General features: G+C 65.4%; 13 protein-coding genes. 5 read left to right on the plus strand and 8 right to left on the minus strand.

Annotation, left to right across the window (positions count from 1 at the left end; all coding sequences use genetic code 11):
• Positions 1-161 precede the first annotated feature (161 nt).
• From AB7E35_RS01025 to rimO, 3 genes are all read left to right on the plus strand, one after another.
• Positions 162-320, plus strand: a complete 159-nt coding sequence (locus tag AB7E35_RS01025; protein ID WP_428162105.1) for a hypothetical protein — start codon at positions 162-164, stop codon at positions 318-320.
• Between the two features lie 168 nt (positions 321-488).
• Entirely contained in the window at positions 489-1,028 is a 540-nt protein-coding gene (gene phaR, locus AB7E35_RS01030; protein ID WP_428166903.1) for a polyhydroxyalkanoate synthesis repressor PhaR, read from the plus strand.
• A gap of 39 nt (positions 1,029-1,067) precedes the next feature.
• The gene (gene rimO / locus AB7E35_RS01035) at positions 1,068-2,459 is read left to right on the plus strand and encodes a 30S ribosomal protein S12 methylthiotransferase RimO (RefSeq protein WP_428162103.1); all 1,392 of its coding nucleotides are present in this window, start codon (positions 1,068-1,070) and stop codon (positions 2,457-2,459) included.
• Positions 2,460-2,564: 105 nt separating this feature from the next.
• Here the strand turns inward: rimO and AB7E35_RS01040 are convergent, their stop codons facing one another.
• Together AB7E35_RS01040 and AB7E35_RS01045 are read right to left on the minus strand one after the other, a co-directional pair.
• Positions 2,565-2,924, minus strand: a complete 360-nt coding sequence (locus AB7E35_RS01040) for an FKBP-type peptidyl-prolyl cis-trans isomerase (RefSeq protein ID WP_428162102.1) — start codon at positions 2,922-2,924, stop codon at positions 2,565-2,567.
• 119 nt (positions 2,925-3,043) lie between these two features.
• On the minus strand, positions 3,044-3,349 hold the full coding sequence (locus AB7E35_RS01045; RefSeq protein ID WP_428162101.1) for a winged helix-turn-helix transcriptional regulator: 306 nt from the start codon (positions 3,347-3,349) through the stop codon (positions 3,044-3,046).
• Between the two features lie 299 nt (positions 3,350-3,648).
• Between AB7E35_RS01045 and AB7E35_RS01050 the strand changes: the two genes are divergently transcribed.
• Complete coding sequence (locus AB7E35_RS01050) at positions 3,649-4,857, plus strand: CaiB/BaiF CoA transferase family protein (RefSeq protein WP_428162100.1); 1,209 nt, start codon at positions 3,649-3,651, stop codon at positions 4,855-4,857.
• A 97-nt stretch (positions 4,858-4,954) separates the two neighbouring features.
• Here AB7E35_RS01050 and AB7E35_RS01055 read toward each other — a convergent pair whose 3' ends face one another.
• The 5 genes from AB7E35_RS01055 to dnaG form a co-directional block, all read right to left on the minus strand.
• Positions 4,955-5,425: a methyltransferase family protein gene (locus AB7E35_RS01055; RefSeq protein ID WP_428166904.1), complete on the minus strand. Its 471-nt coding sequence runs from the start codon at positions 5,423-5,425 to the stop codon at positions 4,955-4,957.
• A gap of 196 nt (positions 5,426-5,621) precedes the next feature.
• Positions 5,622-6,587, minus strand: a complete 966-nt coding sequence (locus AB7E35_RS01060; RefSeq protein WP_428162098.1) for a ketopantoate reductase family protein — start codon at positions 6,585-6,587, stop codon at positions 5,622-5,624.
• A gap of 112 nt (positions 6,588-6,699) precedes the next feature.
• Positions 6,700-6,852: a hypothetical protein gene (locus tag AB7E35_RS01065; protein WP_428162097.1), complete on the minus strand. Its 153-nt coding sequence runs from the start codon at positions 6,850-6,852 to the stop codon at positions 6,700-6,702.
• A 66-nt stretch (positions 6,853-6,918) separates the two neighbouring features.
• A complete protein-coding gene (rpoD, locus tag AB7E35_RS01070) occupies positions 6,919-9,354 on the minus strand; it encodes an RNA polymerase sigma factor RpoD (RefSeq protein WP_428162096.1) in 2,436 nt (811 codons plus the stop codon).
• A 283-nt stretch (positions 9,355-9,637) separates the two neighbouring features.
• Positions 9,638-11,590, minus strand: a complete 1,953-nt coding sequence (dnaG, locus tag AB7E35_RS01075) for a DNA primase (protein ID WP_428166905.1) — start codon at positions 11,588-11,590, stop codon at positions 9,638-9,640.
• A 93-nt stretch (positions 11,591-11,683) separates the two neighbouring features.
• On the opposite strand from dnaG, the gene AB7E35_RS01080 reads away from it, so the two are divergent.
• Positions 11,684-13,330 carry an acyl-CoA synthetase gene (locus tag AB7E35_RS01080; protein ID WP_428162094.1) on the plus strand — a complete coding sequence of 549 codons (1,647 nt, stop codon included), beginning with the start codon at positions 11,684-11,686 and terminating at the stop codon, positions 13,328-13,330.
• A gap of 44 nt (positions 13,331-13,374) precedes the next feature.
• Here AB7E35_RS01080 and AB7E35_RS01085 read toward each other — a convergent pair.
• Positions 13,375-14,382, minus strand: a 1,008-nt coding sequence (locus tag AB7E35_RS01085) for a substrate-binding domain-containing protein (protein ID WP_428166906.1), incomplete at its 5' end; no start/stop codon positions are given.

Below are 14,382 nucleotides of genomic sequence, written 5' to 3' on the forward strand. Positions count from 1 at the left end.
TCGGGAGCGCAGGGGCGCGGCCGGCCGCTACGCACGCTGGACCGCGACCGGTTCCGGCCGACCGGCCCGCGTGGCCCGGGCAATGGGGGAATGTCCGTATTTCACGGTTGTCATGAAAACGATATAAACTGTATATATGGTTTTTGTCGGAGGGCAACGTCATGACTTATTCGCTGTTTCATTCTTTGTTGCAACGTCTTCGGGCACTGTTCGGTGTCCGTGATGCTGATGTGCAGGTGCGTGCCGACCAGGGCGCGCGCAGCGGCGGCTCCAACTTTTCTGCGGCCTGCACCATGCCGCGTGGTTGTTGGCCGGACTGATGCCCGCGTCGGGCGGCGCTCAATCAGTGCGGCCAGGGCGGTTTGGGCGAGCGGCAAGGCGGTTCGGGATGCTCTCAGGGTTACTGCTGCAGAATGCAACAAAGGCTGTGCCTAGAATCTGTTGCACTGCAGTACAGCCATGACGCGCTGTGTATCCAAGGAGCCTTTGTGCCAGACAAGACCCCCGAGCCCGAGATCAAGCCCACGCAACGGGTGATAAAAAAATACCCCAATCGTCGCCTGTACGACACCTCCACCTCTGCCTATGTCACGCTGTCCGAAGTCAAGCAGCTAGTGATGGATGGAGAGACTGTCACCGTGCGTGATGCCAAGAACGGGGACGACCTGACGCGCAGCATTTTGCTGCAGGTCATTTTGGAAGAAGAGGCGGGCGGCGCGCCCATGTTCAGCGAGGCGGCGCTGGCCAACATCATTCGCTTCTATGGCCACGCGATGCAAGGGTTCATGGGCGCCTACCTTGAAAAGAACGTGCAGATGTTCACCGAGATTCAGGCCAAGCTGGCCGAGCAGTCCCAGGGCCTCACCCCCGAGATGTGGTCGCAGTTCATGAATTTGCAGTCGCCGATGATGAAGGCCCTGATGGGCAATTACGTCGAGCAATCGCAGAACATGTTCGTGCAAATGCAAGAGCAGATGCAAAAGCAGACCGAGCAGATGCTGGGCGCGTTTGGCATCAAGAAACGCTGACGCACAAGCTGGTTTCGGTCAAACTGGGACAATGTGCAGATGAGCGAAGCACTTTCCCCTGCAAAAAATCCCAAAATCGGCTTTGTCAGCCTGGGTTGTCCCAAGAACCTGACGGATTCCGAACTCATCCTCACGCAGCTGTCTGCCGAGGGCTACGAAACTTCCAAGACCTTCCAGGGCGCTGACCTGGTCATCGTCAACACCTGCGGCTTCATCGACGATGCCGTGCGCGAGAGCCTGGACACCATCGGCGAAGCCCTGGCCGACAACGGCAAGGTGATCGTCACCGGCTGTCTGGGTGCGCGCGCCGACGATGGCGGCGGCAACCTCATCAAGGGCGTGCACCCCAATGTGCTGGCCGTCACCGGCCCGCATGCTGCGCAAGAGGTGCTGGAGCATGTGCACCAGCACCTGCCCAGGCCGCACGACCCGTTTCTGGACCTGGTGCCCGGCGCGTTTGGCGAGGCGGGCATCAAGCTCACGCCGCGCCACTACGCCTATTTGAAGATCAGCGAGGGCTGCAACCACCGCTGTACCTTCTGCATCATTCCTTCGATGCGCGGGGATCTGGTCTCGCGTCCGATTGGCGACGTGCTCAAGGAAGCCAGGGCCTTGTTCGAGGGCGGCGTGAAAGAGCTGCTGGTCGTCAGCCAGGACACATCGGCCTACGGCGTGGACGTGAAGTACCGCACGGGCTTCTGGGACGGCAAGCCGGTGCGCACGCGCCTGCAGGAGCTGGTGCAGGCCCTGGGCGAGCTGGCCAAACCCCACGGTGCCTGGGTGCGCCTGCATTACGTCTATCCGTACCCCAGCGTGGACGACATCATTCCGCTGATGGCGCAGGGGCTGGTACTGCCCTACCTGGACGTGCCGCTGCAGCACAGCCACCCCGATGTATTGAAGCGCATGAAGCGCCCTGCCAGCGGGGAGAAAAATCTCGAGCGCATTCAGCGCTGGCGCGAGATGTGCCCCGAGATCGTGATCCGCAGCACCTTCATCGCGGGCTTTCCGGGCGAGACCGAGGAAGAGTTCGAGCACCTGCTGCAGTTTGTGCGCGAGGCGCAGATCGACCGTGCGGGCTGCTTTGCCTACAGCAACGTCGATGGCGCCGCCGCCAACGACCTGCCGGGCATGCTGCCCCAGCAATTGCGCGAGGAGCGCCGTGCGCGCTTCATGGCCGTGGCCGAAGAGGTGTCCACCGCCCGCCTGCAGCGCCGCGTGGGCCAGACCTTGCAGGTGCTGGTGGACAAGGCCGTGGCCATGGGCAAAAAGGGCGGCGTGGGCCGCAGCTGGGCCGATGCGCCCGAGATCGACGGTCTGGTTCACCTGCTGCCACCCGAGAAGATCAGCAAAACCTACAAGGTGGGCGACTTCATCAAAGCGCGCATCGTGGGCACGCAGGGGCATGACCTGGTGGGCATGCCCGTTTGACCGCAAACGGCAGCATTCATAAAAAAAGGAGCGTGCATGTGACGCTCCTTTTTGTTTTGACGGCCAAGTCATGGTGCGCCGCTGGCGCACCTGCCTGCCAGGCGCTCAGACGCCCACGGCCAGCAACTCCACGTCAAACTTGAGCGTGGCGTTGGGCGGAATCACGCCGCCTGCGCCGCGCGCGCCATAGCCCAGTGCCGCGGGGATGATCAGCGTGCGCTGGCCGCCGATCTGCATGCCCTGCACGCCCTCGTCCCAGCCCTTGATGACCATGCCCGCACCCAGGGGAAACTCAAACGGGTCGCCACGGTCGCGGCTGGAATCGAACTTGGCGCCTTGCTGACCATCGCTGTAGAGCCAGCCCGTGTAGTGCACGCGCACAGACTGGCCGCGGGTGGCTTGCGCGCCCGTTCCCACGACGGTGTCTTCGTACTGCAGGCCGGATGCGGTGGTGGTGAATGCCATGGTGGTTCCTTGATTTGCTTCAAAAACAATAGCTGCCAGCGCTTGTTCCGCAAGCGCTAGAGCCTAAAAAGACTAAAACCCATATAGGGCTGGACGGACGCGACTTGCGCCCCAACCCCTTACGCCTTGGCGCGCGCTGCGGCCCAGCGTGTGGCAAAAGCCTGCACGTCGGACAGACGCTTGAGCAGATCCTGGCCCACGGGGGTGACGGTGTAGCCCTCGCTGCCGTGATCGAGCAGGCCGGCTTCGCGCAACTCTTTGATGCGGGTGTTGAGCGTGTTGGGCGTGATGCCGCCTACGCTGTCTTGCAGCAGGCGGAAGGTCTGCGGATGGCCGTCGCGCAGGGCCCACAGCACGCGCAACGCATAGCGGCACTCGAGTTTCTCGAACAGCTGATTGACGGCGGCGTTTTCTTTGGAGCTCATGAACGCTTCTCCTTGCGCATTAGGGTAATGGGCGCCACACCGCAGACGCGGAGCGACAGTGGATGCAAAAAACGATAGCAATATAGCGTGGAAATGCGCCTGCTACAAGTTTGGTAGCTCTTGGCGTCCGGCTGATATGCGCGGGCGTGCAAAAACGGTCCGCATCGTGCGCATCGCGCGGCCCGTGCCCGGCGGTGACATTCAGCGAGGGCGGCGCATATTTTCTGGTCGCGCGCGGCGTGGCAACATGGGCGGCCCTGCTGCCCTCAGTTTTTCGAGTCTCTTGATTTGTAAACCTCATGAATCCCAACACATCCCTTTCCCCCGGTCTGCCGTTGCAAGGCCTGCGCGTGGTGGAGTTCACCCACATGGTCATGGGCCCCACCTGCGGCATGGTGCTGGCCGATCTGGGGGCCGAGGTGATCAAGGTCGAGCCCGTGCAGGGCGACCGCACGCGCCACCTGCTGGGCGCGGGTGCGGGCTTCTTTCCGATGTTCAACCGCAACAAGAAAAGCATTGCGATTGACCTGCGCAGCCCCGAGGGGCTGGAGGTGGCGATCCGCCTGGCCTCATCTGCCGACGTGGTGGCGCAGAACTTCAAACCTGGCGTGATGGCGAAGTACGGCCTGGACTACGCAGCCCTGTCGCGCCTGAACGAGCGGCTGATCTACGTGAACCACACCGGCTTTTTGCCCGGCCCCTACGAGCACCGCACCGCTTTGGATGAGGTGGTGCAGATGATGGGCGGCCTGGCCTACATGACGGGCCGACCGGGCGACCCGCTGCGCGCTGGCGCCAGCGTGAACGACATCATGGGCGGCATGTTCGGCGCCATCGGCGCCATGGCCGCGCTAATGCAGCGCCAGCAGACAGGGCGAGGGCAAGAGGTGGATTCGGCCCTTTTTGAGAACAACGTGTTCCTGGTTGGCCAGCACATGATGCAGTACGCGGTGACCGGTCAGGCCGCCGCGCCCATGCCCGAGCGCATCTCGTCGTGGGCGGTCTATGACGTGTTCAGCGTCAAGGACGGTGGGCAGATTTTTCTGGCCGCGGTGAGCGACGCGCAGTGGCAAACTTTTTGCGACGCCATGGGCTATGCCGATCTGAAGGCCGACCCGCGCTACGCGACCAACAACGACCGCGTGCGCGCACGCGCCACGCTTGTCCCAGAGCTGCGCCAGCGCCTGGCGGCGCACACGGCCGATGCGCTGGCAGCGGTTTTCGAGCGCCACGGTCTGCCGTTTGCACCCATCATGCGGCCCGAGCAGTTGTTTGACGATCCGCACCTCAATGCCACCGGCGGCCTGGCCGACATCACCTTGCCTGATGGCGAGCGCGCAGGCGCCACGGCACGCACCACATTGCTGCCGCTGCGCCTGGACGGCCAGCGCCCGGGCGTGCGCCTGAACCCGCCGCGGCTGGGCCAGCACACGCACGAACTGCTTGCGGGTCTGGGCTACACGGCCGAGCAGGCTGCCGCGCTGCATGCTTCAAAGGCCGTGGCCTGAATTCGGTGCCGACGGCCGGGGCGATCGGCGTACCTGATGCGCCAGTGCCCCGGCGCCCTGGCGCTGTTCCGCCGGCCTGGGCGCATTGAGCGGATGCCTACAGCCAGCGGCGCACCTTGCCGGCGTAGGCGGCAAATTCAGTGCCGAACTTGCGAGCCAGCGCCCGCTCCTCGGGAAGGATCTGCCAGCGTGTGATGTAACCCATGAACGCCGCCACACCTGCCAGGGCCAGCGGCGCGCCCAGGTACATGGCCCACGCCAGCAGCATGACGGCAAGGCCCAGGTACATCGGGTTGCGGGTGATGCGGTACACGCCGCCCGTCACCAGTGCAGAGGTGCCGGCGGGGCGCAGGGGGTTGACGGTAGTGTGCGCGCGGCGAAAGGCGTAAAGGCCCGCCACCTCCAACGCCATGCCCGGCAAGGCAAGCGCCACGGCCATGGCGGTGCGCCAGTCGCCGGCCGGGCTGCCTGCGCCGTCGGCCGGGGCCGCCAGCCACATCGCCGCGCCGGCAAGCGCGGCCACCACGGGGGGAGGCACTTTCAGTTCAAGCCAGTTCATGTTTGCCATGTTGCACCTTGGGGTTGTCTGGATGCTGCACCGCTCAGAGGCTGAGAGTTTTTTGCCCGTGCCCGAAAGGCGCGTCAAAACGTTCCTGGTCGAGGCGTAAAGCACAGCCATAGCCCGGGCCATGGCGAGCATTTACAACGATGAGCAGGGGCATTTTGGCGTGCAAGGCGGGCATGGGCAAAAAACTCTCAGCCTCTCAGGGAGTGCGTGGGCCATGCAGGCCGCTGGCCTCGGCCATCTGCACCAGCACCAGCAGCGCGCGGTTGACCGGCGTGGCCACGCCCAGGGCCGCGCCGCGCTGCACCACATAGCCATTCAGGTGGCCAATCTCGCTGGGCTTGCCCCGCGCCAGGTCTTGCGCGGTGGACGAGCGCTGCTCCGGCATGGTTTGCGCAATGCCGCGCACGGCAGCGTGGATGTCGCCGGGGATGTGCACGCCGTCTGCATGCGCCACCGCCAGGCATTCGGCCACCAGGTCGTCAATCACCTCAGTGGTGCCGCTGTGCCGCACCAGCCAGCCATAAGGCTGCTGCACGATGGCCGATAGCGCGTTGTAGGCGCAGTTGATGACCAGCTTGGCCCAGAGCGCGCCGCGCACGTTGTCTGACACCTCGGTGGTGATGCCCGCAGCGCACAGCGCATGCGCCACGCGCGCGCTGGCCGGCGAAGGGCCGATCACCAGCTCGCCGCGCCCAAAGTGCCGCACATGGCCCGGCCCCGCCATGGCCGTAGCCACATACACCACGGCTGCCGCAACGGGATGCGCAGGACCCAGCACGGCGCGGGTGCGCTCGTCGTTGTCCACGCCGTTTTGCAGGGTGAGCACCAGCGCGCCTGGCGCCAGGTGCGGCCGTATCTGCAAGGCAGCGGTCTCGGTGTCGGTGGACTTCACGCACAGCAGCACCACGTCGGCGCCCGCTACGGCTTGTGCCTCGGTGCTCGCCTGCAGCCGCACCTGACTGTCGTGCGTGGCGGTCTGCAGCCGCAGGCCGTAGGCCCGGATGGCCTGCACATGGTCAGAGCGCCCGATGAGCGTGACCGTATGCCCCGCACGCGCCAGCAGCGCGCCAAAGTAGCAACCCACCGCGCCCGCGCCCATCACGGCAAAGTGCGGGCGGGTGGCGTTGGAGGCAAGCACTGGCGGTGGATCGGTGACTGACATGCAGGGCCCTTTTTTGGGTGTCTGCGCGGCAAGCACCGCGCGGCCGGGATAGGTTAAAAATAATAGCTGGAGGCGCTTACGCCGTAAGGGCTAGAGGCCAAAACGGCTTAAATCACCGCGCATCGCTGGGCACCCAGGGGCCAGAGGCGGGCACGGCTTCGGCCTCGCCCGGCCAGGGCGGCATGGTGACGGCCACGGCGCACACCGACTGCGACGGCGCGGCCCGAAACTGAAACTGCGTGCCCTGCGGAATGCTGAGGAACACGCATGAAAAAACCCGCCCTTGAACATGCCAGGGGCGGGTTGACCGCAGTGGGCCGCGTGCCCGGGTTTACAGCGAGTCGATGAAGCTGCGCAGCTTGTCGCTGCGGCTGGGGTGCTTGAGCTTGCGAAGGGCCTTGGCCTCGATCTGGCGGATGCGCTCGCGCGTCACGTCGAACTGCTTGCCCACTTCTTCCAGCGTGTGGTCGGTGGACATTTCGATGCCGAAGCGCATGCGCAGCACCTTGGCTTCGCGCGGTGTCAGGCCGTCCAGGATGTCCTTGACCACATCGCGCAGACCCGCCTGCATGGCGGCGTCGATGGGCGCGGTGTTGTTGCTGTCCTCGATGAAGTCGCCCAGGTGGCTGTCGTCGTCGTCGCCGATGGGGGTTTCCATCGAGATCGGCTCCTTGGCGATCTTCATGATCTTTCGGATCTTGTCCTCGGGGATCTCCATCTTGGCAGCCAGGATGGACGCATCGGGCTCGAAGCCAAACTCCTGCAGGTGCTGGCGGCTGATGCGGTTCATCTTGTTGATGGTCTCGATCATGTGCACCGGGATGCGGATGGTGCGCGCCTGGTCGGCAATGCTCCTGGTGATGGCCTGGCGGATCCACCACGTCGCGTAGGTCGAGAACTTGTAGCCGCGGCGGTATTCGAACTTGTCCACCGCCTTCATCAGGCCGATGTTGCCTTCCTGGATCAGGTCCAGGAACTGCAGGCCGCGGTTGGTGTACTTTTTCGCAATCGAGATCACCAGGCGCAGGTTGGCCTCGATCATCTCCTTCTTGGCGTCGCGCGAGCTGGCTTCGCCCGCGTTCATGCGCTTGTTGATCGCTTTAAGCTCGGACAGTGGCACAACCACGCGCGATTGCAGGTCGGTCAGCTTTTGCTGCAGTTCCTGGACGGGCGGGATGTTGCGCGCCATGACGGCTGACCAGGGCTTGCCGGCGGCGGCCTGCTTTTCGACCCATTGCAGGTTGAGCAGGTTGGCCGGAAACTCCTTGATGAACAGCTCCTGTGGCATGCCGCACTTGTCCACGATGATGCGGCGCAGCTCGCGCTCTTTCTTGCGCACGTCGTCCACCTGGGCGCGCACCGTGTCGCACAGCTTTTCGATGGTCTTGGCCGTGAAGCGGATGGTCATCAGCTCGGCAGAGATTTCTTGCTGCACCTTGGCGTACGCAGGGCCGCCGTAGCCTTCCTTGTCGTAGATCTTGTGCATCTTTTCGAAGAGCGCGCGCAGCGTGTCAAAGCGGCGCAGGGCCTCGTTCTTGAGCTCTTCGAGTTTCTTGGTCAGTGCCTTGGAGCCGCCCTTGCCGTCGTCATCGTCGGCTTCGTCGAACTCGTCAAAGTCTTCCTCGGCCACATAGTCGTCGGCCTCGTTGGGGTTGGAAAAACCATCCACCACGGTGGATATGACGACCTTGCCTTCGCGGATTTCCTCGCCCATGTTGAGGATCTCGGCGATGGTGGCGGGCGAGGCGCTGATCGCCTCCATCATGTCCATCAGGCCGCCTTCGATGCGCTTGGCGATCTCGATCTCGCCCTCGCGCGTGAGCAGCTCCACCGTGCCCATTTCGCGCATGTACATGCGCACGGGGTCGGTGGTGCGGCCGAATTCCGAGTCCACGGTGGACAGGGCGGCTTCGGCTTCCTCTTCGGCTTCTTCCACGGTGGTGGCCGTGGGCGTCACGTTGTTCTGGAACAGGGTTTCCGCGTCGGGTGTCTGCTCGTAAACCGCCACGCCCATGTCATTGAGCATGGTGACCACGACTTCCATAGTTTCGGCGTCCACCAGCTTGTCGGGCAGGTGGTCGGAGATTTCCACCTGCGTCAGAAAGCCGCGGGTCTTGCCCAGCGTGATCAGCTTCTTGAGCTGGGAGCGGCGCTTGGCCATGTCTTCTTCGGAAAGGACGGTCTCGTCCAGGCCGAATTCCTTCATCAAGGCGCGTTCTTTGGCCTTGCTGATCTTCATGCGCAGGGGTTTGGCTTTCTCAGCCGGTGCGGCTTCGGCGGTTTCGGCGACCTCAGCTTCGGTGTCGCCCTCCAGGTCGGCTTCGATGTCCGACAGGTCGGCGTCGTCTTCCAGGCTTTCTTCCTTGGCCTTGGGTTTGCGCCCGCGCTTGGCGGGAGCCTTGGCAGCGGCGCCGGCGGATGCGGGTGCTGCGGCGGACGCAGCCTTGGCGGGGCGGCCAGCCTTCTTCTTGGGCGCATCTTCGGCCCCTTCGGCGGCCGGGGCAACCGCAGCGGCGGCCTTGGGCGCGCGCACGGGCTTTTTCTTCAGAAGTTCATCGGCGGCTTTTTTCAGTTCGGCGGCAGTTTTCGGCGTAGTCACAGTTTCGACTTTCGTCGCGGCCTGGGGCTCGGTGGCAGCGGCGCCAGCGGGGGCAGCTTTCATCGGCGCCGTGGCGGCGGTTTTCACAGGGGTTGCGGCTTTGGAGGCGGCCTTCGCAGCGGTGCCAGAGGCAGGCTTGGGCGACTTCGCGGACTTTTGAACAGGCATGGACAACCTCAGGGTCAAAAACGGACACACAAAGAAAACACAAGCGCCAAGGGCTTCGGCGCGGACAGGCACAGCGAAGGACGGGCCTTCGCGCTTTGAGGGGCGGGCCCTCCGGGGCAAGATGTCTGGGCGAACATTTGGTGTGCAGTCCTTGCGGTGGGGGAGGGCGGTTGTGCGCGTTTGTCACGGTTGCCTGATCCGGAGGTGCTGCTGTCGCTCTTGCCGACAAGCCCTACATTATACCGGCGCAGCAAAATTCAAGAGCCTTTGTCAATACCCTTTGTCAAGCCCCGTGGGAAAGCCCTTTTTCCAGGGCGCGGCGCCGTTCTTGTAACAGGCGGTAGCGTTCCAGGGCAGCCGGGTCGTTGGCGGCTGCCGCGATCAGGGCGCTTTGCTGCTGTTTGATGGCGTCGATCAGCATGCGGTCCAGCAGGCCGCGCAGTTCGGCGCGCAGCTCGGTCTCGTCGCCCTCGGTCTGGGCGTGCGAGCCCGTCATCACGCGCTCGGCCAGGGCCTGGCAGCCGTGGCCGGCCAGCGCCTCGCGCAGCACGGCCCAGGATCGGGGGCCGTGCTCGTGCAGCTGGCCTTCCAGCCACAAAAACAACGGGCCGTGCGGTGCGGGCTGGTCGCACAGGGTGGTGTGGTCCTCGTGCGAGAGGTCTTCCAGAAACTGCATGTGCGACAGCAGCAGGCGCGCGGCGTGGTCGGCGCGCCCCGCCAGCGGCGTGCGCGGCAGGGGCGGTTGCGCGGGGCGATCGTCGCGGCGCCAGCGTCCGTTCTTCCATTCGCCGGTCTTGCGCCAGGGGCGGCGCATGGGATCGCCGCTGGCGGGGCCGCCATGCCACATGTCCGGTGGTTCCTGGCTCCAGGCAGGTTCGTTGCCAAATGGTGACCCGTCGTGCGCCGGTGTGGTGCCGGCCACGGCGCCGTGGCGTGCGCCCTCTTGGGCCCATAGCTCGGCCAGCTCCTTGGGCGGCAGCTGGCCCAGGTCGCCCAGCTCGGCCAGCAACTGGCGCTTGAGGGCGCCGTCGGGCAGCGCGGCCCACAGCGGGCGGGCGTTGCTCAGCATGTGGGCGCGGCCCTCGGCGGTGCCCAGGTCGCAGCCTTCGCGCGCGGCCTCCAGCACAAAGCGCGACAGCGGCATGGCGTCGCCCACATGGCGCGCGAAGGCATCAGGCCCGTAGGCGCGGATGAAGCTGTCGGGGTCGTGATCGGCGGGCAGAAACAGAAACTTCACGCTGCGGGTGTCACTGGCGTAGGGCAGGGCGCCTTCGAGCGCCTTGCGCGCCGCGCGCCTGCCGGCGGCGTCGCCGTCAAAGCTGAACACCACCTGGTCGGTGAAGCGAAACAGTTTGTGCACGTGCTCGGGCGTGCACGCCGTGCCCAGCGTGGCCACGGCATTCGGAAAGCCCAGCTGCGCGAGCGCCACCACGTCCATGTAGCCTTCGGTGACCAGGGCGTAGCCCTGCTCTCGGATGGCATTGCGGGCCTCGAACAATCCGTACAGCTCGCGGCCCTTGTGAAAGACCGGTGTTTCCGGCGAGTTGAGGTATTTGGGCTTGTCATCGCCCAGCACGCGCCCGCCGTAGCCTATGCACTCGCCCTTGACGTTGCGGATCGGGAACATCACGCGGTCGCGGAAGCGGTCGTAACGCTTGCCATCCTCTTGGTTCACGATCACCAGGCCGCTTTCTTCCAGCAGCGGGCTGTCGTACTCGGGGAACACGCTAGCCAGGCCCCGCCACCCCTCAGGCGCATAGCCCAGGCCGTAGCGCTTGGCCACCTGCCCCGACACGCCCCGGCCCTTGAGGTACTGGATGGCACGCGGCGAATGGCGCAGGTGGCCGCGCCAGGCTTCGCCGGCTTTATCCAGCACCTCGGTCAGCGTGGCCTGCTTTTGGCGCTGTGCGGCGGCGCGCTCGCGCTCTTGCGGTGACACATCGTCCTGCGGCACCTGCAGGCCGGCTTGCTGGGCCAGGTCCTGGACTGCCTCGACAAAGCCCATGCCGGCATGGTCCATCAGAAAACCGATGGCGTTGCCGTTCTTGCCGCAGCCAAAGCAGTGAAAGAATTGCTTGGAGGGGCTGACGCTGAACGAGGGCGATTTTTCCCCGTGAAAGGGGCACAGCCCCATGAAGTTGGCGCCGCTTTTCTTGAGCTGCACATAGCGGCCGACCACATCGACTACGTCAACGCGCGCGAGCAACTCCTGGATGAACGACTGGGGGATGGACACGAGGGGTATTTTCCATCAGCTACCCGTCAGCTGACTTTGTTGTAATGAACAGGTTTTGCATCGATCGAACCCAACACCTGCAAGGAGCCCGTCGTGACCAGCATGTATGACCAGAATCTGCCCCGTAACGAAGCCAACCACGCGCCGCTGTCGCCGCTGTCCTTCATCGAGCGCACGGCCCAGGTGTATCCCGATCGCCTGGCTATCGTGCACGGCGATCTGCGCCAGACCTGGGGGCAGACCTACGAGCGCTGCCGCTGCCTGGCCAGCGCCTTGCAGCGCGCGGGCATAGCCAAGAACGACACCGTGGCCGTCATGCTGCCCAACACCCCGCCGATGGTGGAGGCGCACTTTGGCGTGCCCATGGCGGGCGCCGTGCTCAACACCCTGAACACCCGGCTGGATCCAGAGACCATTGCCTTCATGCTGGATCACGGCGAGGCCAAGGCCGTGATCGTGGACCCCGAGTTCGCACCGGCGATGGCCAAGGCGCTCGCGCTGCGCAAGTCGCAGGCCCCCATCTTGCTCATCGACGTGGAAGACCCCCTGTACGGCCCGGCCGCGCAGCGCCTGGGCGCGCAGACCTACGAAGAATTTCTGGCCACCGGCGACCCGCAGTTTGCCTGGGAACTGCCCGCCGACGAGTGGGACGCCATCGCCCTCAACTACACATCGGGCACCACAGGCAACCCCAAGGGCGTGGTCTATCACCACCGCGGCGCTGCGCTCAACGCCGTCAGCAACGTGCTGGAGTGGGACATGCCCAAGCATGCCGTCTATCTGTGGACGCTGCCCATGTTCCACTGCAACGGCTGGTGCTTTCCATGGACGGTGGCGGCGCGCGCCGGCGTCAACGTGTGCCTGCGCCGCGTGGAAGCGCAGGCGATTTTTGACGCCATTCGCAACCACGGCGTCACGCATTACTGCAGCGCGCCCATCGTGCACGGCCTGCTGGTCAATGCCCCCGCGGCCCTGAAAGAAGGCGTGCCCGCGGGCGTGAAGGCCATGGTGGCGGGCGCTGCGCCGCCTGCGTCGATGATTGAAGGCATGGAAAAGCTGGGCTTTGACCTGACCCACGTCTATGGCCTGACCGAGGTCTATGGCCCGGCCACCGTGTGTGCCAAGCACGAGGCCTGGGACGCGCTGGACATCGGCGAGCGCGCCCGCCTCAACGCCCGCCAGGGTGTGCGCTACCACCTGCAGCGCGCGGCCATGGTGCTCAACCCCGACACCCTGGAGCCCGTGCCGCACGACGGCGAGACCATGGGCGAGATCATGTTCCGCGGCAACATCGCCATGAAGGGCTACCTGAAGAACCCCAAGGCCACCGACGAGGCCTTCCGCGGTGGCTGGTTCCACAGCGGCGATCTGGCGGTGCAGTACCCCGACGGCTACATCAAGATCAAGGATCGCAGCAAGGACATCATCATCTCGGGCGGCGAGAACATCTCGTCCATCGAGGTCGAAGACGTGCTGTATCGCCACCCCGACGTGGTTGCCGCCGCCGTAGTGGCCAAGCCCGACGAGAAATGGGGCGAGACGCCCTGCGCCTTTGTCGAGCTGAAGGCTGGCGCCACCACCATGCCCGAGGACATCGTGGCGCATTGCAAGAAGCACCTGGCCGGCTTCAAGGTGCCGCGCGCCGTGGTGTTTGGCGAACTGCCCAAGACCAGCACCGGCAAGATCCAGAAGTTCGAGCTGCGCCGCCAGGCGGGCTCGGCCATGGCGATCAACGTCTGATTCAAAACGCCGCTGCAGCCCGGCACCGCGCCTGCAGGCCACCCTCAACGCGCGGGCGTGGCCGCAGCCCTGCGGCGTGCAAAGTTCCACCACGGCAGCACACGGCTCATGGCCAGCACCTCGCCGCAGTGCATGGGCGCATATCCCGGCATGGCGGCCATGCGCCGTTGCCACGCGGGGGTCTGCAACAGCTCGCGCAGCGCCCGCGTGGCTGGCTGCTCCAGACTGGACTTGAGGCAGGCCAGGTGGTATCGCTCGTGCACCAGCGGCACGAAGTCCAGCCCGCGCGCGCGCGCCGCCAGCTCAATGCCCATGCCCACGTCGGCACTGCCGGCCGCGATGGCCTGCGCCAGCGCGGCGTGCGAGGGCTCGTCACGGTCGTAGCCGTCGATGTCGCCGCTCTCCAGCCCCGCCTGTGCGAGCAGGTCGGTCAGCAGCACGCGCGTGCCCGTGCCTAGCGGCCGGTTGACAAAGCGCGCGCCCGTGCGCGCCACGTCGGCCAGCGATGTGAGACCCAGCGGATTGCCGCGCGCCACGATCAGGCCCTGCGTGCGCCGCGCAAAGCCAATCACCTTGTGCAGGCCCGGCTGCAGCAGCGGGCGGTAGGTCTGCGCGGCCAGCGAATCCCGGGCGGGTTCTTCCAGCGTGTGAAAACCGGCGATGGTGCAGCGCCCTTCGTTGAGCGCGCGGATCGCATCCACGCTTCCCGTGAAGCGGATGTCCAGGTGCAGCGCGCCGCCCTGGCCTGCATGCGCGGGCGCGGTGGCGAAGGCGCGCAGCACCGACAGCGCATCGTCGTGGCTCGCGTACAGCGTGAGCACATGGGCGTGTTCGTCGAACGCCACGGCAAACGCGCGCTCCAGGTCGGCGCGCAGGGCTTCGATCTGCGGTGCCAGCCGCGCCTGTGCCTGGCGCTCGGCCCACAGCAGCTTGGTGCCAAATTCACTGAGCTGCGCGGACTGTCCCTTGCCCCAGATGATGAGCTCGCTGCCCAGCTGCTCTTCCCAGCGCTTGAGCGCGCCCCAGACATGGCGATACGACAGATCCAGCGC

The sequence above is a fragment of the Diaphorobacter sp. genome (assembly GCF_050251835.1).
GTDB lineage: Bacteria > Pseudomonadota > Gammaproteobacteria > Burkholderiales > Burkholderiaceae_C > JBFXIE01.